19 protein-coding genes are annotated in these 20,064 nt (G+C 64.2%); 15 read left to right on the plus strand and 4 right to left on the minus strand.

The window, feature by feature from the left end; all coding sequences use genetic code 11:
* The first annotated feature begins 1 nt into the window (after position 1).
* The 9 genes from nuoF to nuoN are packed head-to-tail and all read left to right on the plus strand — an operon-like array spanning position 2 to position 11,391.
* Positions 2 to 1,315 carry an NADH-quinone oxidoreductase subunit NuoF gene (gene nuoF / locus BH95_RS06530; protein WP_033189618.1) on the plus strand — a complete coding sequence of 438 codons (1,314 nt, stop codon included), beginning with the start codon at positions 2 to 4 and terminating at the stop codon, positions 1,313 to 1,315.
* Positions 1,312 to 3,660 carry an NADH-quinone oxidoreductase subunit G gene (locus tag BH95_RS06535; RefSeq protein ID WP_019664156.1) on the plus strand — a complete coding sequence of 783 codons (2,349 nt, stop codon included), beginning with the start codon at positions 1,312 to 1,314 and terminating at the stop codon, positions 3,658 to 3,660. The genes nuoF and BH95_RS06535 overlap by 4 nt, the downstream gene beginning before the upstream one ends.
* Positions 3,657 to 4,907 (plus strand): NADH-quinone oxidoreductase subunit NuoH, encoded by a 1,251-nt coding sequence (gene nuoH / locus BH95_RS06540; protein ID WP_019664157.1) that lies wholly within the window; start codon positions 3,657 to 3,659, stop codon positions 4,905 to 4,907. The genes BH95_RS06535 and nuoH overlap by 4 nt, the downstream gene beginning before the upstream one ends.
* Positions 4,900 to 5,403 carry an NADH-quinone oxidoreductase subunit NuoI gene (nuoI, locus tag BH95_RS06545; RefSeq protein WP_019664158.1) on the plus strand — a complete coding sequence of 168 codons (504 nt, stop codon included), beginning with the start codon at positions 4,900 to 4,902 and terminating at the stop codon, positions 5,401 to 5,403. The genes nuoH and nuoI overlap by 8 nt, the downstream gene beginning before the upstream one ends.
* The gene (locus BH95_RS06550; RefSeq protein ID WP_019664159.1) at positions 5,400 to 6,119 is read left to right on the plus strand and encodes an NADH-quinone oxidoreductase subunit J; all 720 of its coding nucleotides are present in this window, start codon (positions 5,400 to 5,402) and stop codon (positions 6,117 to 6,119) included. The genes nuoI and BH95_RS06550 overlap by 4 nt, the downstream gene beginning before the upstream one ends.
* A complete protein-coding gene (gene nuoK, locus BH95_RS06555) occupies positions 6,116 to 6,415 on the plus strand; it encodes an NADH-quinone oxidoreductase subunit NuoK (protein ID WP_020110242.1) in 300 nt (99 codons plus the stop codon). The genes BH95_RS06550 and nuoK overlap by 4 nt, the downstream gene beginning before the upstream one ends.
* A gap of 1 nt (position 6,416) precedes the next feature.
* Positions 6,417 to 8,297: an NADH-quinone oxidoreductase subunit L gene (gene nuoL / locus BH95_RS06560; RefSeq protein ID WP_037181424.1), complete on the plus strand. Its 1,881-nt coding sequence runs from the start codon at positions 6,417 to 6,419 to the stop codon at positions 8,295 to 8,297.
* Positions 8,291 to 9,817 carry an NADH-quinone oxidoreductase subunit M gene (locus BH95_RS06565; RefSeq protein ID WP_019664162.1) on the plus strand — a complete coding sequence of 509 codons (1,527 nt, stop codon included), beginning with the start codon at positions 8,291 to 8,293 and terminating at the stop codon, positions 9,815 to 9,817. Before nuoL ends, BH95_RS06565 begins: the two co-directional genes overlap by 7 nt.
* Positions 9,814 to 11,391 carry an NADH-quinone oxidoreductase subunit NuoN gene (gene nuoN, locus BH95_RS06570; RefSeq protein WP_037181427.1) on the plus strand — a complete coding sequence of 526 codons (1,578 nt, stop codon included), beginning with the start codon at positions 9,814 to 9,816 and terminating at the stop codon, positions 11,389 to 11,391. The genes BH95_RS06565 and nuoN overlap by 4 nt, the downstream gene beginning before the upstream one ends.
* 3 nt (positions 11,392 to 11,394) lie before the next feature.
* Here the strand turns inward: nuoN and BH95_RS06575 are convergent, their stop codons facing one another.
* Entirely contained in the window at positions 11,395 to 11,751 is a 357-nt protein-coding gene (locus BH95_RS06575) for a universal stress protein (RefSeq protein ID WP_019664164.1), read from the minus strand.
* 29 nt (positions 11,752 to 11,780) lie between these two features.
* Positions 11,781 to 13,244: a sugar porter family MFS transporter gene (locus BH95_RS06580; RefSeq protein WP_033189612.1), complete on the minus strand. Its 1,464-nt coding sequence runs from the start codon at positions 13,242 to 13,244 to the stop codon at positions 11,781 to 11,783.
* Positions 13,245 to 13,386: 142 nt separating this feature from the next.
* Here BH95_RS06580 and BH95_RS06585 point away from each other — a divergent pair, with 142 nt between their 5' ends.
* From BH95_RS06585 to BH95_RS06600, 5 genes are all read left to right on the plus strand, one after another.
* Positions 13,387 to 14,394: an endonuclease/exonuclease/phosphatase family protein gene (locus BH95_RS06585; RefSeq protein WP_052059973.1), complete on the plus strand. Its 1,008-nt coding sequence runs from the start codon at positions 13,387 to 13,389 to the stop codon at positions 14,392 to 14,394.
* Between the two features lie 104 nt (positions 14,395 to 14,498).
* Positions 14,499 to 15,584 carry a GGDEF domain-containing protein gene (locus tag BH95_RS06590; RefSeq protein WP_020110248.1) on the plus strand — a complete coding sequence of 362 codons (1,086 nt, stop codon included), beginning with the start codon at positions 14,499 to 14,501 and terminating at the stop codon, positions 15,582 to 15,584.
* 15 nt (positions 15,585 to 15,599) lie between these two features.
* Positions 15,600 to 15,776 carry a hypothetical protein gene (locus BH95_RS29015; RefSeq protein WP_167336897.1) on the plus strand — a complete coding sequence of 59 codons (177 nt, stop codon included), beginning with the start codon at positions 15,600 to 15,602 and terminating at the stop codon, positions 15,774 to 15,776.
* Positions 15,773 to 16,558, plus strand: coding sequence for a 2-phosphosulfolactate phosphatase (locus tag BH95_RS06595; RefSeq protein WP_037162924.1), 786 nt, complete (start codon positions 15,773 to 15,775; stop codon positions 16,556 to 16,558). Before BH95_RS29015 ends, BH95_RS06595 begins: the two co-directional genes overlap by 4 nt.
* Before the next feature lie 123 nt (positions 16,559 to 16,681).
* Entirely contained in the window at positions 16,682 to 17,419 is a 738-nt protein-coding gene (locus BH95_RS06600; RefSeq protein ID WP_026347621.1) for a polyprenol monophosphomannose synthase, read from the plus strand.
* Here BH95_RS06600 and BH95_RS06605 read toward each other — a convergent pair.
* Positions 17,406 to 18,077 carry a lysophospholipid acyltransferase family protein gene (locus tag BH95_RS06605; protein WP_020110250.1) on the minus strand — a complete coding sequence of 224 codons (672 nt, stop codon included), beginning with the start codon at positions 18,075 to 18,077 and terminating at the stop codon, positions 17,406 to 17,408. The two genes, BH95_RS06600 and BH95_RS06605, sit on opposite strands and share 14 nt — an antisense overlap.
* 78 nt (positions 18,078 to 18,155) lie before the next feature.
* Here BH95_RS06605 and BH95_RS06610 point away from each other — a divergent pair, with 78 nt between their 5' ends.
* Positions 18,156 to 18,779 carry a TetR/AcrR family transcriptional regulator gene (locus BH95_RS06610; RefSeq protein WP_020110251.1) on the plus strand — a complete coding sequence of 208 codons (624 nt, stop codon included), beginning with the start codon at positions 18,156 to 18,158 and terminating at the stop codon, positions 18,777 to 18,779.
* Here the strand turns inward: BH95_RS06610 and BH95_RS06615 are convergent.
* The gene (locus tag BH95_RS06615) at positions 18,743 to 20,023 is read right to left on the minus strand and encodes a M16 family metallopeptidase (RefSeq protein ID WP_230594250.1); all 1,281 of its coding nucleotides are present in this window, start codon (positions 20,021 to 20,023) and stop codon (positions 18,743 to 18,745) included. The genes BH95_RS06610 and BH95_RS06615 overlap by 37 nt on opposite strands.
* Between the last annotated feature and the right edge of the window lie 41 nt (positions 20,024 to 20,064).

Consider the following 20,064-nt stretch of genomic DNA (forward strand, 5'->3'; position numbering starts at 1 on the left):
CGTGGCGCTGACCCCTGTCCTGAGCAGTTACTGGGACGACCCCGAATCATGGACCCTCGAAACCTACGAACGCCACGGCGGCTACGACGGCCTCCGCCGTGCACTCGAGATGCCCGCGGGCGACGTGATCGCCACGGTCAAGGACGCGGGACTTCGGGGCCGTGGAGGAGCCGGATTCCCGACGGGGATGAAGTGGAGCTTCATCCCGCAGGGTGACGGCAAGCCGCACTATCTCGTGGTCAACGCCGACGAGTCCGAGCCCGGCACGTGCAAGGACATGCCGTTGCTTCTGGCGACGCCGCAAGTCCTGATCGAGGGAATCGTGGTCGCGGCGTACGCAATTCGGGCGCACCGCGCCTACATCTATCTGCGAGGCGAGGTCGTCCCCGTGCTTCGACGTGTTCAGGCTGCAGTCGAGGAGGCCTATGCCTCCGGGTATCTCGGCAAGGACATCCTCGGCAGCGGATTCGATCTGGACGTCGTGGTGCACGCGGGCGCGGGCGCGTACATCTGCGGCGAGGAGACGGCTCAGCTGGACTCGCTGGAGGGTCGACGTGGGCAACCTCGACTACGGCCGCCGTTTCCTGCGGTGGCAGGTCTGTACGCGTGCCCGACGGTGGTCAACAACGTCGAGTCCATCGCGAGCGTCCCGTCGATTCTGCGCAACGGTGTCGACTGGTTCCGGTCCATGGGCAGCGAGAAGTCCCCGGGTTTCACGCTGTACTCGTTGTCGGGGCACGTGAGCACTCCCGGACAGTACGAGGCTCCGCTCGGCATCACACTGCGGGAGCTTCTGGACTACGCGGGCGGTGTGCGCGAGGGTCATTCGCTGAAGTTCTGGACGCCAGGCGGGTCGTCGACGCCGATCTTCACTGCCGAGCATCTCGACGTTCCGTTGGACTACGAGGGCGTCGGTGCAGCCGGATCCATGCTAGGAACCAAGGCATTGCAGATATTCGACGAAACGACGTGCGTCGTACGTGCGGTACGGAGATGGACGGAGTTCTACGCCCACGAATCCTGCGGCAAATGCACGCCGTGCCGCGAAGGAACGTACTGGCTCGTGCAGATCTACGAGAGGCTCGAAACCGGCCGCGGAACGGAATCGGATCTCGACACGTTGCTCGACATCGCGGACAGCATTCTCGGCAAGTCCTTCTGTGCCCTCGGCGACGGCGCAGTCAGCCCGATCACGTCGTCGCTGAAGCATTTCAGAGACGAGTACGCACAGCACATCGGCGCATCCTGCCCGTTCGATCCGCACCGCAGCACGCTGATGTCCGCCGAACTGACAGCGGGAGGGCTTTCGTCATGAGCACCTCGGTGGACACCGTCACCGTCAGCATCGACGGCCAGGAAATCCAGGTCCTTCCCGGCACCCTGGTGATACGTGCCGCGGAGCTGATCGGCATTCAGATTCCCCGGTTCTGCGACCACCCGCTCCTCGATCCGGTGGGGGCCTGCCGCCAATGTCTCGTCGAGGTGGAGGGCCAGCGCAAACCGTTGGCGTCGTGCACCACCATGGTGACCGACGGCATGATCGTTCGCACTCAGCTGAGCTCGCCGGTTGCTGCGAAGGCGCAGAAGGGCGTGATGGAGCTGTTGCTCATCAATCATCCGCTCGACTGCCCGGTGTGCGACAAGGGCGGCGAGTGCCCCCTGCAGAACCAGGCGATGTCGGCAGGCCGGTCCGAGTCACGGTTCGTCGAGGAGAAGCGCACGTATCCGAAACCGATTCCGCTGTCCACCGAGGTGCTGCTGGACCGCGAGCGGTGCGTGCTCTGCGCGCGGTGCACTCGATTCTCCTCGCAGATCGCGGGCGACCCGTTCATCGAGCTCGTCGAGCGAGGGGCGCTGCAGCAGGTCGGCATCTACGAGAACGAGCCGTTCGAGTCCTATTTCTCCGGCAACACCGTGCAGGTCTGTCCGGTCGGGGCACTGACCGGAGCGGCGTACCGATTCCGCGCTCGGCCCTACGACCTGGTGTCGACTCCGAGCGCCTGCGAGCACTGCGCCAGCGGGTGCGCGCAACGTACCGATCATCGCCGCGGAAAAGTGTTGCGCCGCCTGGCGGGAGACGACCCGACCGTCAACGAGGAATGGAACTGCGACAAGGGACGGTGGGCGTTCACGTACGCCACCGAGCCCGACAGGTTGACCACTCCGCTCGTGCGCACGGCAGACGGATCTCTGGAACCCGCGTCGTGGTCCGAGGCCATGGCAGTCGCGGCCGCGGGACTGAGCAAGGCCGATCGAGTGGGCGTGCTCGTCGGCGGCCGCGCAACCGTGGAGGATGCCTACGCGTATTCGAAGTTCACTCGGGTCACGTTGCGCACGAACGACATCGATTTCCGTGCTCGTGCACACAGCATCGAGGAGGCCGAGTTCCTCGCCTCGCATGTCGCCGGCGCCGACACGAACGTCACCTACGCGCGACTCGAGAACGCTCCCGCAGTGGTCCTGGTCGGATTCGAGCCCGAGGAAGAATCGCCCATCGTCTTCCTCAGACTGCGCAAAGCCGTCCGCACGAAGGGTCAGAAGGTGAAGGCCGTCGCGCCGTTCCTGTCGGCCGGGACGTGCAAGCTGGGCGCGTCGTTGATTTCCTGTGTGCCCGGCCAGGAGCCCGCGGCGCTCGCCGACCTCGGAGATCTGCCCGAGGGCAGTGTGATTCTGGTCGGCGAACGAGTGGCGGACACTGCTGGCGGCTACACGGCGGTCGTCGCCGCATCGCAGGAAACCGGTGCTGCCCTGGCCTGGATTCCTCGACGGGCAGGCGATCGTGGTGCGCTCGACATGGGAGCGCTGCCGACCCTTCTTCCCGGTGGGCGACCTGTCGGCGACGCAGGCGCGCGAACGGACCTCGCCGAGTTCTGGGGCACGACTGCAGTGCCCGACTCCCACGGGCTGGACACGACGGGAATCCTCGGCTCGGCGAGGTCGGGCGGCGCACTCGTGGTCGGCGGCGTCGAGCTCGCAGACCTGCCCGATCCCGCCGCCGCAGCAGCGGCGCTGAACAGCGCATCGTTCGTGGTCAGCCTCGAGATCCGCCACAGCAGCGTCACCGAACATGCGGACGTGGTGTTCCCGGTCGCTCCGGTGACCGAGAAGGCAGGGACCTATCTGGACTGGGAAGGCCGCTCGCGTTCCTTCGAGGCAGCGATTCCCGATTCGCGGTCGCTGACCGACGGCCGGGTACTCCATGCACTCGCCGCCCAGATGAACGCGCCCATCGGCCTTCCCGACGTCCAGAGCACGCGCAGCGAGATCGACAGGCTGGGATCCTGGACGGGCGCGCCTCCCCCAGCGCCGAGCCACGATCCATCTCCGACCCCGACACCGAGCGTCGGCGAAGCCGTTCTCGCCACCTGGAGAATGCTGCTGGATGCCGGCCGCATGCAGGACGGTGAACCGCATCTCGCCGGTACCGCGCGCACCCCGGTGGTGCGGCTGTCCCCCGGCACGGCGGCAGAGATAGGCGTCTCCGAAGGTGATCCGGTGACGGTGTCGTCGGGCGGGGGATCGATCACCCTCCCGCTGGCGATCACCGACCTACCCGATCGGGTGGTGTGGCTGCCGATGCGCTCGACCGGGTCCGAGGTCAACTCGGCACTCGGAGTAGGCAACGGCGCCGTCGTCCGTGTCGAAGGCGCGTCGTCGTGAGCGGGACGTTCGGGACGGACCCGTGGTGGCTCGTGGTCGCGAAGTCGCTGGCGATCTTCGTCTTCCTGATCCTGACACCGCTCGTCTGCATTCTCGTCGAACGGAAGGTCATGGCGCGTATGCAGAACCGCGTCGGACCGAACCGAGTAGGGCCGGGCGGAATGCTCCAGAGCCTCGCCGACGGCGTGAAGCTGGCGCTGAAGGAAGGGATCGTCCCCAAGGGCGTCGACAAACCGATCTACCTTCTGGCTCCGGTGATCGCGACGGTGCCCGCGTTCATGGCCTTCGCCGTGATTCCCTTCGGACCCGAAGTGTCGATCCTCGGCCACCGGACTGCCCTGCAGCTGACGGACTTTCCGGTCGGAGTCCTGTACATCCTTGCCGTCACATCCGTCGGTGTGTACGGAATCGTGCTCGCCGGGTGGGCGTCGGGTTCGACGTACCCTTTGCTCGGAGGGTTGAGATCCACCGCGCAGGTCATCTCGTACGAGATCGCGATGGGCTTGTCCTTCACCGCGGTTTTCCTGTACGCGGGCACCATGTCGACATCCGGAATCGTTGCCGCACAGTCGAACACGTGGTACATCTTTCTGCTGTTCCCGTCGTTCGCGATCTATCTGACGTCCATGGTGGGTGAAACCAACCGCGCTCCCTTCGACCTTCCCGAGGCCGAGGGTGAGTTGGTCGGCGGATTCCACACCGAGTACTCCTCCCTGAACTTCGCGATGTTCATGCTCGCCGAGTACGTCAACATGGTCACGGTGTCCGCACTCGCGACAACACTGTTCCTCGGCGGATGGCATGCACCGTTCCCGATCAGCCTGTGGGACGGCGCGAATGCCGGGTGGTGGCCGGTTCTGTGGTTCACGCTGAAGGTGTGGCTCTTCCTGTTCGTCTTCATCTGGCTGCGAAGCACGTTGCCGCGACTGCGCTACGACCAGTTCATGAATCTCGGCTGGAAGGTTCTGATCCCGATCTCGTTGATCTGGATAATGCTCGTGGCCACCGTCCGCGCGTTCCGCATCGAAGGATACGGATCACTGGCTGTCGCGCTGGTCGTCGTCAGCGCCGTCGTGGCTCTGTCGGTAGCGGTCTTCGTCCGGCGCCGGTTGCACCGCGAGCCGGACGAGCCGTCCCCACCGTCCACGCACGACGAACCGTTCGATCCGTTCGCCGGCGGTTTCCCCGTCCCACCGATGCCGGGACAGACACTGCCGACACCAGTGAAGGAGCGCAGCGATGCCTGAATTTCTCGGTCCGGTGGCAGGTTTCGGTGTCACGTTCTCGACGATGTTCAAGAAGCCGGTGACGGAGTTCTATCCCGAGGACAAGGTACCGACCGCTCAGCGTTACCACGGCAGGCACCAGCTCAATCGTTACCCCGATGGCCTCGAGAAGTGCATCGGGTGCGAGCTGTGTGCTTGGGCGTGCCCGGCGGATGCGATCTACGTCGAGGGCGCGGACAACACCGACGAGGAGCGCTGGTCCCCCGGTGAGAGATACGGGCAGGTCTATCAGATCAACTACCTCCGCTGCATCGGATGCGGGCTGTGCATCGAAGCCTGCCCGACGCGCGCGTTGACCATGACCAACGAGTACGAGTTGGCCGACGACAACCGCGCCGACCTCATCTACGAGAAGGACCGCCTCCTCGCGCCGATGGAACCGGGCATGGAACCCGCGCCACATCCCATGGCCGAGAACACGACTGCGGCCGACTACTACCGAGGGACGATCCGATGAGCACCGGAACCGCCGAGGCCGTCCAGTTCTGGCTGCTGGGCGGATTGGCGGTACTGGGTGCGATCGCGATGGTCTGCGCCACCAAAGCCGTGTACTCGGCTCTGTTCCTCGCGGTCACGATGATCATCCTGGCCGTGTTCTACATCGCGCAGGGCGCAGTGTTCCTCGGCGTCGTACAAGTCGTCGTCTACACCGGCGCGGTGATGATGCTGTTCCTGTTCGTGTTGATGCTCGTCGGGGTGGACTCGGCGGACTCGTTGACCGAAACGCTGAAAGGTCAACGGCCTGCCGCGATCGCCGCAGGCATCGGCTTCGGGCTCGTCGTCATCGGTGCGATCGGCAACGCATCGGTGGAGAGCGGGCGACCGGACTTCGTCGGACTCGACGCCGCCAATGCGGGCGGCAACGTCGAAGGCCTCGCCGAGCTCATCTTCGTTCGCTACCTCTGGGCGTTCGAACTCACCGGTGCGCTGCTGATCATCGCCACGGTCGGCGCGATGATCCTCGCCCACCGTGAGCGGTTCACCGAGCGGCAAGGTCAGCGCGAGCTGTCCGAGCAGCGCTTCCGCGACGGCACTCACGTCACGCCGATGCCGAGTCCCGGAGTGTATGCCCGGCACAACGCCGTCGACTGGCCCGCGCGTCTGCCCGACGGGTCACCGTCGGAGCTGTCCGTCAACCCGATGCACCGCGGTCACCGGGACGGTGAGATGTGAATCCCGAGAACTACCTGTATCTGTCGGTCCTCCTCTTCACGATCGGTGCGGCGGGTGTTCTGTTGCGCCGCAACGCGATCGTCGTGTTCATGTGCATCGAGCTCATGCTCAACGCCGCCAACCTCGCATTCGTGACGTTCGCCCGGATGCACGGCAATCTCGAAGGCCAGGTCTTCGCGTTCTTCACCATGGTGGTGGCTGCAGCCGAGGTGGTCGTCGGCCTCGCGATCATCATGACCATCTTCCGTGCCCGCCGCTCGGCCTCGGTCGACGACGCCAACCTGCTGAAGAACTGACATGGACGCCATCTGGCTGTTGCCGGCGCTGCCGCTGCTCGGCGCTGTCGTGCTGCTCGTCGGAGGCCGGCGAACCGATCGATGGGGACACGCGCTCGGAACCGTCATGGCCGCGGTGTCCTTCGGATTCGCCGTGGTCCTCTTCGTCGACATGCTGGGCCGGGCTGCAGACGACAGGGCCGTGACCACCACGCTGTTCAGCTGGGTTCCCGTCGAACAGTTGCAGGTGGACTTCGGCTTTCGCCTGGATCAACTGTCCATGTGCTTCGTACTTCTGATCACCGGTGTCGGCACGCTCATTCACGTCTACTCCATCGGGTACATGGCGGAGGACCCGGACCGGCGACGGTTCTTCGCGTACCTGAACCTCTTTCTCGCCGCGATGCTCCTCCTGGTGACAGCCGACAATTTCCTCGGACTGTACGTCGGCTGGGAAGGTGTGGGTCTGGCGTCCTACCTGCTGATCGGGTTCTGGCAGTACAAACCGTCGGCGGCGACGGCGGCGAAGAAGGCCTTCGTCGTCAACCGTGTCGGAGACATCGGACTGATGGTCGCGTTGATGATCATGTTCGCGAACTTCGGAAGCGTCTCGTTCACGGACGTCTTCTCCGGTACCGAGACTGCGTCCAGCGGAACACTCACCGCACTGGGCTTCGTTCTGCTCCTCGCAGCGTGTGGAAAGTCGGCCCAGGTGCCGCTGCAGTCGTGGCTCGGTGACGCCATGGAAGGCCCGACGCCGGTGTCGGCGTTGATCCACGCGGCGACGATGGTGACCGCCGGGGTGTATCTGATCGTCCGATCCGGACCCGTCTTCGAAGCAGCCCCCGCCGCGCAGACCGCGGTGATCGTCGTCGGTGCCGTGACACTGCTGTTCGGGGCCGTCATCGGTTGCGCGAAGGACGACATCAAGAAAGCGCTGGCCGCGTCGACGATGAGCCAGATCGGCTACATGGTTCTCGCTGCCGGCCTCGGTCCGTCCGGCTACGCATTCGCGATCATGCTGCTTCTCGCCCACGGATTCTTCAAGGCCGGACTCTTTCTCGGTGCCGGTTCGGTGATGCACGGCATGAACGACGAAGTGAACATGCGCAAGTTCGGCGGCTTGAGAACCGTCATGCCCGTCACGTTCGTCACCTTCGGTCTGGGTTACCTCGCGATCATCGGTGTTCCCCCGTTCTCGGGTTTCTTCGCCAAGGACAAGATCATCGAAGTCGCGTTCGGTGCCGGTGGAGTACAGGGCGCCGTGCTCGGAATCGTCACGCTCCTCGGTGCAGGCCTGACCGCGTTCTACATGACCCGAGTCATGGTGATGACCTTCTTCGGCCAGAAGCGCTGGGAGCCCGGCGCGCACCCACACGAGTCGCCGTCGACCATGACCGTGCCGATGATCGTTCTGGCGGTGGGTTCGGTTGCGGCTGGGGCCCTGTTCACCGTCGGTGGCGCGCTGACGCACTGGCTGGAACCGGTCGTCGGCGAGGCCCAGGAAGCGCACGTCGTACCCGCGTGGCTGGTGACCGTGATGGCACTGACGGTCGTGGCCGTCGGCGTCGGGCTCGCGTATCGCCGCTACGCGAGAACTCCCGTACCGCCGATCGCGCCGACACCCGTCACCGCGCTGACGGCTGCCGCACGAGTCGACCTGTACGGAGACGCCGTCAACGAAGCGTTTCTGATGCGACCGGGTCTGAAGCTGGCCGAGGCCGCGCAGCGTTTCGACGACGTCGCCGTCGAGGGCGGAACCCGCACTCTTGCGGGCGGGCTGACGTCGCTGTCCGCTCGCATTCGTGGCACGCAGACCGGGTACGTGCGCTCGTACGCTCTGACGATGCTGGCCGGTACGGCGGTAGTCCTCGCGATGATGGTGGCGGTGATGGTGTGGTGACTACTCTTCCGTGGCTGACCGTGTTGTGGCTGCTTCCGGTGGCAGGTGCTGTCCTGACCCTGATTTTGCCTCGTACGAGGCCACAGCTCGCGAAGGTGTGCGCGCTCGCGACCTCGCTGCTGACTCTGGCGGTCGCAGTGGTGTTGTTCGTCGGCTTCGATCCGTCCGGTGACGAATTCCAGTTCGTCGAATCCCACTGGTGGATCGAGTCGTTCGGAGCTCGATACGAGCTGGGAATCGACGGCATCGCTCTGGTGCTCGTCCTGCTGACCACGGTCCTGCTTCCGATCCTGCTGGTAGCCGGATGGAACGACCCGCGCGTCGGGCAGTCCACGCACGTCTATGTCGCATCGATTCTGATCGTCGAGTCGATGGTCCTGATGTCCTTCTGCGCCCTCGACGTGTTGCTGTTCTACGTCTTCTTCGAGGCCATGTTGATCCCGATGTACTTCCTCATCGGAGGATTCGGCGGACCGGGACGCGCCGCCGCGGCCGTGAAATTCCTGTTGTACAACCTCGTCGGCGGTCTGGTGATGCTGGCTGCGGTCATCGGGCTGTACGTCGTGGCGGGAACCTTCTCGTTCCGTGAGATCGCCGACACCGCTGCTCTCGGCGACCTCGGCGTCACCCCCGGAGTTCTGAACGCGTTGTTCCTCGGGTTCATGTTCGCTTTCGCCGTCAAGGCACCCCTGTGGCCGTTCCACTCGTGGCTACCCGATGCCGCCGTCGAATCCACCCCTGCCACAGCCGTTCTGATGATGGCCGTCGTGGACAAGGTGGGCACGTTCGCGATGCTTCGGTATTGTTTGCAACTCTTCCCCGAGTCGTCGTCGTACTTCGCGCCGGTCATCGTCACTCTCGCGGTCGTGGGCATCGTCTACGGCGCCGTACTGGCGATCGCGCAGACCGACGTGATGCGTTTGATCGCGTACACGTCGATCTCGCACTTCGGCTTCATCATTCTGGGAATCTTCGCCATGACCAGCCAAGGCCAGGCCGGTTCCGCGTTGTACATGGTCAATCACGGAATCTCCACGGCAGCACTGTTTCTCGTTGCCGGTTTCCTGGTTTCGCGTCGCGGCACCCGCGTCATCTCGCACTACGGTGGCGTCCAGAAGGTCGCACCGGTGCTGGCCGGCACCTTCCTCGTCGCCGGTCTGGCCACTCTGTCGCTTCCGGGGCTCGCACCGTTCGTCAGCGAATTCCTGGTACTGATCGGCACGTTCGCGAAGTATCACGTCGCTGCCGTCGTGGCATCGATCGCGCTCGTGCTGTCCGCGATCTACATCCTGTGGCTGTACCAACGGGTCATGACGGGACCACGCCGCGCTGAGAACGACGGAATGAAGGATCTCGTACCGCGTGAACTCGCCGTGATGGGCCCGCTCATCGTGCTGCTCGTCGTACTGGGCGTGTACCCGAAGCCCCTGCTGGACATCGTTTCTCCTGCTGTGCAGTCGACAGTGACCACCGTGCAAGGCATCGACAACGTGGCCGAAGTGCCGGAGGGACCCCGATGAACGACTCCGTCCTGACCGCGCCGAGCATCGAGTACAGCGTTCTGTCACCGATGCTGATCGTCTTCGCCGCAGCTGTTCTCGGCGTACTCGTCGAGGCGTTCGCACCGAGTGCCGCCCGTCGCCGCATCCAGACGACCCTCGCCCTGACTGCGACGACGGGGTCGCTGGTAGCGGTCGTCGTCCTGGCCGTGTCCGGCTCCAGCTCACCCGGCACCCGGGCCGTGATGGGCTCGGTCGTGGTCGACGGACCCTCACTGTTCCTCCAGGGCACCCTCCTGCTCGTAGCCGTGCCCTCGTTGCTCATGGTCGGGGAACGCTCACTCGAACGCACCCGGGTGGACTCCTTCGCCCCGCAGGCCTCCACCGTTCCCGGAAGTCTGTCCGAACGCCAGGCAGGCCAGGCAGGCGCGGCGCAGACGGAGGTGTTCCCGCTGACGATGTTCGCGATCGGCGGCCTTCTGCTGTTTCCCGCGTCGAACGATCTGCTCACGATGTTCGTTGCCCTCGAGGTGTTCTCGCTACCGCTGTACCTGATGTGCGGGTTGGCCCGTCGGCGCAGGCTCCTGTCGCAGGAAGCCGCGATGAAGTACTTCTTGCTCGGCGCGTTCTCTTCGGCGTTCTTCCTGTTCGGTACCGCGATGCTGTACGGGTACGCAGGCTCGCTCGAGCTCGGCCCCATCGGTGCTGCCATTGCTCTCGGCGACGGCAACGACGTGCTGGCCGTGCTCGGTACTGCACTCGTCGGTGTCGGCTTACTGTTCAAAGTCGGTGCGATTCCGTTTCATTCGTGGATTCCCGACGTGTATCAGGGTGCACCGACTCCGATCACCGCCTTCATGGCCGCCGCGACGAAGATCGCCGCGTTCGGTGCCATGCTCCGCCTGTTCTACATCGCACTGCCGGACCTGCGCGACGACTGGCGACCGGCGCTGTGGGCCGTCGCGATCGTCACGATGCTGGTGGGCGCTCTGCTCGCGGTCACTCAGACCGACATCAAACGGATGCTCGCGTACTCGTCGATCACCCACACCGGCTTCATTCTCACGGGCGTCGTCGCTCTGGACGCCGACGGGTTGTCCGCGACGATGTTCTATCTGTTCGTCTACGGGTTCAGCACTGTCTCGGCATTCGCCGTCGTCACCGTCGTGCGCGACGGCAACGGCGAGGTGACCGAACTGGCGCGATGGGCCGGCATCGGTCGTCGCTCCCCCGCGATCGCCGCCGTCTTCGCGTTGCTGCTGTTGTCGTTCGCGGGGATCCCGCTGACGGCTGGATTCGTCGGTAAGTTCGCAGTTTTCCAGGCTGCGGCCGGCAGCGGCGCGACCGCCCTCGTCGTCGTCGGGGTGCTCAGTAGTGCCATCGCCGCGATCTTCTACGTCCGCGTCATCGTTCTCATGTTCTTCGCCGAGCCCGTGGCCCCCACGAACGACAGTGACGACGGTGGGAGTCCCACCGTCGTCACTCCGGGTGTCGCAACAGCCGTGGCCATCGGCTTCGGCGTCGTCACGACTGTCGTTTTCGGTGTGTTTCCACAACCGCTGCTGGATCTCGCCGCGGGCGCGGCGGTCTGGTGAGTCCTACGGCGCCTTGACCGCCAGGACCGAGACCGGCGAGGTCAGCAGCAGACGCTGACTGACACTGCCGAGCAGGGCCTTTCCGACCCGGCTGCGCTTCCTTATTCCGATCACCAGACGCGTGACATCGGGAAACACTTCCAACTCGTCGAGAACGGCGGCGACAGGGTCGCGGTCCTCACGCCCCTCACGTTCGACGACGGTGACCTTGCAGTCTTCCGGAAGCACGGAGAGGTCGAGCTTTCCCAGCGTCAGGTTGACCGCGATCAGATCGGTGCCGAGAAGCGCCGCCTCGTCCGCCGCGGCGGACAGCGAATGGATGCCCTCGGGGCTGTCGGTCACTGCAACCAGAACTGACATGAAATTACCTCTCTCGGTGTTGCGAACCTCTAGGAGTATTCCTTGCGGAACCGGGTTTCCAGTTCTTCGAGCGTCTGGCCGCGCGTCTCCGGCACCTGAGTGATGCAGAAGATGAGCGCGATCACACCGAGACCGACGAAGATGAAGAACGTGGCCGCAATCCCGAAGGCTGCTACGACCGGCGGGAACAACAGCGCAATCGCCGCGTTCGCAATCCACAGCGCGAAGACACACAGGCCGATCGCGAAACTGCGAATCTTCAGGGGGAAGATCTCCGCGAGCATCAACCACGCCAGAGGTCCGATGGTTCCCTGCATGCAGAACACGAACAGGACGACGAACACCAGAATGAAGTATGCCTTGACCGTGCCGTCCGGCAGTAGAAGCGCGGACAAGCCGACGAGAAGGTGGAACGTTGTAGTCAGCGAGAAGCCCGCGATCAGCATGGTCCGCCGGTTGACCTTGTTCATCAGAAATATGCCGACCGTGATTCCGAGAACACTGAACAATCCGTTGAGGGTGTTCGCGATGATTGCTGCGCTGGACGAGAACCCGGCATCGCTCAACAATTGGGTTCCGTAGTACATCACCGAGTTGATACCGGTGATCTGGTTGGCGACACCGAGTCCGACGCCGATGTAGATCAATCGACGAATCCAGCGGACGGACAGATCCGTGACACCACCGGTCTTCGCCAGTTTCTCTTCCTCGGCGAGTCGGTGCACCTCGGCCATCTCGGCCTGTGCGCGTTCTTCCGACCGAACCTGCCTGAGTACTTCCAGGGCCTCGTCCTCGCGCCCCTGAAGAACGAGCCAACGCGGGCTTTCGGGCATGCGCAGCATTCCGAAGAAAAGCACGATTGCGGGAGCTACCGCAACGAGAAGCATGAAGCGCCAGACGGACTCGTGCTCACCCCAGATGTTGAAGATGATCGCGTTGATCACGAAGGCTGCGAACTGCCCGCTGACGATCATGACCTCGTTGCGCGTGACCAACGAACCGCGCCGCTCCACGGGGGAAATCTCCGACAGGTAGACGGGCACCGTCGCCGATGCGCCACCGACAGCGAGGCCGAGTACGAAGCGGAACACGGCCAAGATCTCCCAGCTCGGTGACAGCACGCACCCGAGCGTTCCGACCATGAAGACCAGAGCGAGCATGATGATGTTGTGGCGTCGGCCGAATCTGTCGGACAGGCGCCCGCCCACCAGTGCGCCGATAGCCGCACCGAAGATGAGAATACTGACGACGAACCCCTCCGTGAACGAGGTGAGCGACAAGTCGTCACGCAGCGGTTCGAGCGCTCCGTTGATCACTCCGGTGTCGTATCCGAAGAGCAAGCCACCGAACGTCGCAATCACCGCGATGATGCCTAGCCGATGACTGTGTGTTCCTACTGTATCCGGTGGAAGAACTGCACCGGTCGATCCGTCACTACGGGTCATCTCGATCCAATCTTGTGTGCGCGCGGAGGACGGATCCTGAGCACGCATCCGATTCCTTGTACTTATGTCTTTACATATTTCTAGCTTGCTGAGAACTGGATCACAAGTTCCCTCCGTGGGACACCTCCTCACTGAATCGATCCGACCTGGGCGGACCGGGTCGACTTTTATTCGCGGTTACGCTTCTGATGTGCAACATCAAACGGCAAATTCTGCTCGATCAGCTCGTCGTTCTCGGGGTTGGCGAGTAGCCGCGGTTCTCGTTGCCGCCTGCTGCGTACTGATCGGTGCGACGGGTGTCGTCGCCTACTTCAGCGACACGCAGAACAGGTACGTGGTGGGGCTGGCGTCGTTCGCGCCCATCCTCATGGCGTTCTCCTTGCTCGGTATCGCCGTTGCCGCGGTGTCCCGACGCTGGATCCTGGCAACGGCATCGACCGTCGTCGCGGTGACGGCGTCGGCATTGCTCGCGCCCGTGTACATCGCGAGCGACCGAGCGGACGCCGACACACCCGGCCGGGGGCAGGACATCGACGTGCTGCAAGCCAACCTGATGCTCGGGCTGGCCGATGCGGGCAACGTGCTGGACCTCGTCCGATCACAGGACATCGACGTCTTCACCGCACAAGAACTGACGTTCGACGCAGAGAGCGCGCTCGACGCCGCCGGGATCGCCGAGCTGCTCCCGTACCGCTACACCAGGCCGACACCGGGCGGCGGCGGAGGTACCGGCATCTTCAGTCGATTCCCGATCTCCGGAGAGCGCGAGCTCCCGGTATTCACTCTGTCCAACCTGGCGGTCGATCTGAACGTCGGTACCGACGACCCCGTCCGCGTTTACTCGGTCCATCCGGTGCCGCCTTATCCATCGCCGACGCCACTGTGGGCATCGGAGATGGACATGATCCGATCCGAGGTGTCGACAGCCACTTCGATGACCAACGTGATCGTCAGCGGTGACTTCAACTCCACCAGATCTCACAGCAAGTTCAGGCACATCCTCGACGTCGGGTACGAGGACGCAGCGGACGCCACGGGTAGCGGCTTGATTCCGACCTACCCCACCGACAAGTCGTATCCACCTGTCGTCGGGATCGACCACGTCCTGACCCGTGGCGCACACGCCACCGCACTGGAACGGATTGCGATCGTCGGGTCGGATCATCACGGACTGATCGCCGAGATTCGACTGCAATGATCGTGGTTGTATCGCCGTTTCGAACCGATCAGTATCGTCGTCTGATTAGATAAACTGTCAACTATCTGCGGGTCGGTCATGTACGGGATGTAGAGGTCCTTGAAATGAGTTCGCTGCACGAGTGGTGGTCGCAACGGACCGACTACGTGTGGAACGTCGCCTACTCGCAGAGCCATCCGATCCTCCGCCAGAGCCGCGTCGCAATCGGATTGTGCTGCTGGTTCTACGGGCTGATCTGCCTGCTCGCGATTGCGACGCCGGTGGTGTCGAGCACCGTCGACATCGCTGTGATCGGAACCTTCGGGGTCAGCTCGATGGTCGTCGGTTGCCTCTGGATACGCGGACCGTGGCCGGCGTACAGGCACTCCTTGCTCTTCGTCGCGTTCGCCGAAATCGGCGTCGCCGCCGTTCTGTTCTCTCTCGACGATCGCCCCGTGGCGCTTCTGTGCTCGGCCCTGTTGGCCGTGATGGGAAATTACGTGTCCGCGTATCACGACACCCGGGTGTTCGTGGCCCATCAGTTGTGGGCTCTGTGCACGTGCGCCGCTCTCTACGTCCTGGCGATCTCCTACTCCGACGCCGATTTCGCGCAGATGACGGCGTATCTCATCGTTCTCGTCATGGTTCTGGTGTCGTCCCCGATCCTCACTCAGGCGTACCTGACGTTTCTCAAGAGGGATGCCGCCGTCGCACACTTCGACCCGTTGACCGGTCTGCGGAACCGTCGCGGACTCGACTCGGCCGTCGGTGTGATGGCCGACGGAGCAGCGGGCGTCGCGGTCCTCGTCGCAGATCTGGACAACTTCAAGGCGGTCAACGACGGATTCGGTCACAGCTTCGGCGACGATGTTCTGCGCAAGACAGCCCAGGCCATCAACGCGAATTTTCCTCTTCCAGCCGTGACCGCTCGCACCGGCGGTGAGGAATTCGTCGTGGTCTCCGCCGGACCGCTGTCGGAGATGTCCCGGGCGGCCGAAGCGCTGCGCGATGCGATTCCGGCCTGCAATTCCGCAGGCGTGACCACCACGAGCATCGGCATCCACTATCGGGAGATCGCGATCCAGGCCGTCCCCGAACTACTCGACGAGTTGCTCGACAGCGCCGACACCGCGATGTACCGAGCCAAGAGCCACGGCGGCAACTCGGTGGAGATCGACGTCTACGACGGTGACATCAGGACCGGTTCCTGATGGCATCATGAGCGAATGAGTTCCAACGATCTCTTCGGAGGCCCACGGAGATTGGCGGCTGTCGTGGCTGTCATCGTCGTCGTCGCACTTCTCGCTCTCGGAGCCACTGTTCTCGTTCGCCATCTCCTCGGACCACCGGAAGGTCCGTCGCCGTACGACACTCCTGCGTCCTCGGAGGTGTCGACTCCGTGACCGAACCGGACCGCGCGCATCGACAGTTCGCGTCGACGGTTCGGTTCGACTGGGGCACCTCGGGTGCATCGGCAATCGCTTCCGGCGCGGACGTTGCCGTCGTCGTCGACGTTCTGTCGTTCACCACCACGTTGACCGTCGCCGCCGATGCCGGTACCGCGGTGGTGCCCTGGGCCGTCGGGCAGGATTCGGCCACCGAGTACGCGCGCCGCACCGGTGCCGTCTTGGCGGTACGGCGGCGCGATGCGGGCCCGGGCGACATCAGCTTGTCCCCGGCCACGCTCCGATCGGGGACGCCGCCACACCGGCTCGTGCTGCCGTCGCCGAACGGGTCGACGATATCCGCGCAGCTGGCTTCCGAGGTACCGGTTTGCACAGGGGTCTCGCTTCGCAACGCACCGGCTACGGCGCAGTGGATCGCCGCGACCACCGATACCGACGCCGTCGTTGCGGTCATCGCCGCCGGAGAACACTGGCCGAACGGTGCCCTGCGACCGAGCGTCGAGGACCTGTGGGGAGCCGGATTCCTCCTCGCGGAACTGGCCGACAGGCGCCCGGACTGCAGCCTGTCGCCGGAGGCGGAGATGGCCCGCAACGCGTGGAAGGCCGTGTCCGGTCGGCTCCCCCACGCGCTGGCCGAATCGGCGTCGGGACGCGAACTGATCGACTCGGGGTACGAGATCGACGTCACGATCGCTGCGGAAGTCGGCTCCTCGCGATCCGTGCCCGTACTGACGTCAGGAATGTTCGTCGACGCGGCATCGCACGACGACGCTGTGTGACCGGCGCAACATTTCACTGTCCCGCCCGAGCCCCGGAACTGCGAAAACGTCGACGACGTGCGGACACGAGGGTGTCCGTTATTTGGTCTTTGATACCCGATCACGGATCATACGAGCGTGAGCATTCCGAACGTCGCCCCGAAGACGACCGTTGTCGTACCCACGTACAACGAACGCGAGAACCTCCCGAAGCTCGTCGAGCTTCTCGCCGGTCTGGAACTCGAGAACCTTCATGTGCTCGTGGTCGACGACAACTCCCCCGACGGCACGGGCAAGCTCGCCGACGAACTCGCCGAGACAGGGCCTTTGCCGGTGACGGTTCTGCACCGCACCGAGAAGAACGGGCTCGGCCGGGCGTACGTGGCCGGCATGAGCCGCGCACTCGACGACGGTGCGGACATCGTCGTCCAGATGGACGCGGACCTGTCCCACCCCGCCGACGTCATCCCCACGATGGTGCGCACGCTCACGACGACGGACGCAGCCGTCGTACTGGGTTCGCGCTACGTCCCGGGCGGAGCCGTGGCCAGCGATTGGCCCTGGCATCGGAAGGCACTGTCTGCATGGGCCAACTTCTACGTCAACGCGATTCTTCGGTTGAAGGTCAAGGACGCTACCGCGGGCTTCAAAGCCTGGCACGCTGCGACTCTGCGGGCGATCGACGTGAAGTCGGTCGAGAGCAACGGCTATGCGTTCCAGGTGGAGATGAACCACCGCACCGTCCGACGCGGCTTGAAGATCGCCGAGGTCCCCATTCGCTTCGAGGAACGCAACGACGGCGAATCCAAGATGAGCCTCGCCGTGCAGCTCGAATCCGCAGCCGTACCGTGGAAGTTGCTCTTCGGAGTCAGGCGGCCTTGACCTTCGCCGCGTAGGTGTCGACGTACTCCTGGCCCGAGAGCTCCATCAGCGAGTACATCACCTCGTCCGTCGCGGACCGCACGACGGCGTGGTTGCCCGCGTGCTCTCGGTATCGAGCGAAGTCGATGGGCGCGCCGAACTTCACGACGATCTTCGCCGGTCGCCACATCCGGCTGCCGACCGGATTGAATTTCTCGGTACCGAACATGACCACGGGAACGACGGGCGCCCCGGATTCCAGCGCAACTCTCGCCATTCCTGTCTTCCCCTTGTACAGCCTGCCGTCCGGAGACCTCGTCCCTTCGGGGTAGATGGCCCATATTCCGTTGTCGGCAAGTATTTTTCGTGCTGCAGCCAGGGCTGGATCGCCCGCCCCTGCACCGGAGCGGTCGACGGGGACCTGACCTGCACTCGTGTAGAACCAGCACAGCACCCGACCCTTGAGGCCCGATCCCGAGAAGTACTCGCTCTTGGCGATGAAACGGATTCTCCGCCTGACGACCAACACCAGGAAGAACGAGTCGACAACCGTCAGGTGGTTACCCGCAAGAATGACGGGGCCGGACTGCGGCAGATGCTCCATGCCCTCGATGCGTGGTCTCCCCAGCAATCGCAGAACAGGGCCGATCAGAACGTACTTGAACATCCAGTACCACATGGGCGGTGCACTCCCTCGAGTCTGCCGAAAACAACGAGTCGTGGACATCGTCTCCGTCCATAGTAGACACTGTCTACTATGGACGGGCACGAAACGCCCGCCGCGCGTTTGATCGACGCGGCGGAGACGCTGTTGGAGACCGAAGGAATTTCAGGGGTGACGGTCAGATCCGTCGCACGGGCCGCGGGACTGTCGCACGGCGCACCACGGCGCTACTTCCCGACCCTCGCAGCTCTGCACGCCGCCGTAGCGCAGCGGGGCCTGCACGACCTCCGCCGGAGAATCGAACTCGAAGTAGGCGCGAACACCGACCCCGCGCGGCGGTTGAAGGCCGCGGCCCTCGCCTATGTGCGCTACGCCGTCGAACGACCCGCCATGTTCGCACTCGTGTTCCGTCACGACGTTCTCGCGAACTCGGGAATGCATCTTCGCGGAACGTCGTTGCCGCTGTTCGCGTTCGTCACCGACCTCGTCGAACCGTTGGCAGGCACCGACGCTCACGTCCGAGCAGTACAGGTCTGGACGGCGGTCCACGGAATCGCTGCGCTGAGCTCGACGACCGCACTGTCGGTGGTCACCGAGGTCGACTCGACCGCTCTGGTGAATGCAGCGGTCGAGTCGATCGTCGACGCACGCCGAAGCGACGCCATCCGAGCCGACGAGAATCAGCCGGCTATGGATTTCACCGACGCGGGCAGCTGACGGACGCTCGTGTACGGGCCGACCACCGCAGCACCGAAAGGCCGGGACAACAGGACCCGAGCCACGTCGCGCACCTCGCTCACGGTCACCTGATCGATCCGGGCCAGGGTCTCCGAGATGTCCCGATGATTGCCGTAATTGAGCTCGCTGCGGCCTATCCGGTTCATCCGTGACCCCGAATCCTCCAGCCCGAGGACGAGTCCGCCGCGCAACGAGCCCTTCGCTCGCGCGCACTCCTCCTCGGTGATGCCGTCGGAGGCGACCTGTGCGAGAACCTCACGCACCACCGTCGTCACCTCGGCGAGGTTCTCGGGCTGACACCCGGCGTACACCGAGAAGGCCCCGGAATCGGAGAAGGTGTCCACCGACGAGTAGACCGAATAGGCCAGCCCGCGCTCTTCACGGATCTCCTGGAACAGGCGCGACGAGAGCCCGCCTCCCACAGCCGCATTGAGTACGGACAGCGCCCACCGGTGTCCCTCGTGCCTACCGAACGCGCGCACACCGAGCGACAGATGAGCCTGTTCGCTGTCTCGTCGTTCGAAACGAAGTTCGGGACGATGACGAAGTCTCGCCAGACCGTCGCGCCGGGGAGCAGGCTTGACGCCCTTGTGCAGATGACCCGCGAATGCGCGTTTGACCAACGCCACCGCCTGGCGGTGATCGACGTTGCCCGCCACCGCCACGACCATCCGCTCCGGTGTGTACCGACGCGTGTGGAAGGAACGCAGCTGAGCGCGCGTCATGTCCTCGATGGATTCCACGGTCCCGATGACGGGCCGGCCGAGCGGATGATCACCGAACATCGCCTCGATGAACAGATCACCGAGGAGATCCTCCGGATCGTCGTCGCGCATCGAGATCTCCTCGAGAACGACCTGACGCTCGACGTCGACATCACTTGCACGACAACGCCCGCGGAGGACGACATCACTGACGAGGTCGATTGCCAAACCGAGATCGTCGTCGAGGACGTGAGCGTAGAAGCACGTGCTCTCTTTCGAGGTGAACGCGTTCAGTTCACCGCCGACCCCGTCCATGACCTGAGCGATCTGCAACGCGCTCCGCGTCGGCGTCGACTTGAACAGCAGATGCTCCAGGAAATGAGCGGCACCGGCCACCGACGGACCCTCGTCCCGCGAACCCACGCCCACCCATACACCGACCGACGCCGACCGAACTCCCGGCACGAACTCGGTGACCACACGAAGACCACCGGGCAGCGTGGTGCGTTCGACACCCAGGTTCTGCCCGGCGGGATCCGAAACGGCAGAACGGTACGTCC

The organism is Rhodococcoides fascians A44A, assembly GCF_000760735.1.
Taxonomy (GTDB): domain Bacteria; phylum Actinomycetota; class Actinomycetes; order Mycobacteriales; family Mycobacteriaceae; genus Rhodococcoides; species Rhodococcoides fascians_E.

Coding starts and splice junctions, on each gene's coding strand:
- BH95_RS06535 (WP_019664156.1), top strand. CDS start 1,312: ATGAGCACCTCGGTGGACACCGTCACCGTCAGCATCGACGGCCAGGAA.
- nuoI (WP_019664158.1), top strand. CDS start 4,900: ATGCCTGAATTTCTCGGTCCGGTGGCAGGTTTCGGTGTCACGTTCTCG.
- BH95_RS06550 (WP_019664159.1), top strand. CDS start 5,400: ATGAGCACCGGAACCGCCGAGGCCGTCCAGTTCTGGCTGCTGGGCGGA.
- nuoL (WP_037181424.1), top strand. CDS start 6,417: ATGGACGCCATCTGGCTGTTGCCGGCGCTGCCGCTGCTCGGCGCTGTC.
- nuoN (WP_037181427.1), top strand. CDS start 9,814: ATGAACGACTCCGTCCTGACCGCGCCGAGCATCGAGTACAGCGTTCTG.
- BH95_RS06575 (WP_019664164.1), bottom strand. CDS start 11,751: ATGTCAGTTCTGGTTGCAGTGACCGACAGCCCCGAGGGCATCCATTCG.
- BH95_RS06580 (WP_033189612.1), bottom strand. CDS start 13,244: ATGCGTGCTCAGGATCCGTCCTCCGCGCGCACACAAGATTGGATCGAG.
- BH95_RS06590 (WP_020110248.1), top strand. CDS start 14,499: ATGAGTTCGCTGCACGAGTGGTGGTCGCAACGGACCGACTACGTGTGG.
- BH95_RS29015 (WP_167336897.1), top strand. CDS start 15,600: ATGAGTTCCAACGATCTCTTCGGAGGCCCACGGAGATTGGCGGCTGTC.
- BH95_RS06605 (WP_020110250.1), bottom strand. CDS start 18,077: ATGTGGTACTGGATGTTCAAGTACGTTCTGATCGGCCCTGTTCTGCGA.
- BH95_RS06610 (WP_020110251.1), top strand. CDS start 18,156: ATGGACGGGCACGAAACGCCCGCCGCGCGTTTGATCGACGCGGCGGAG.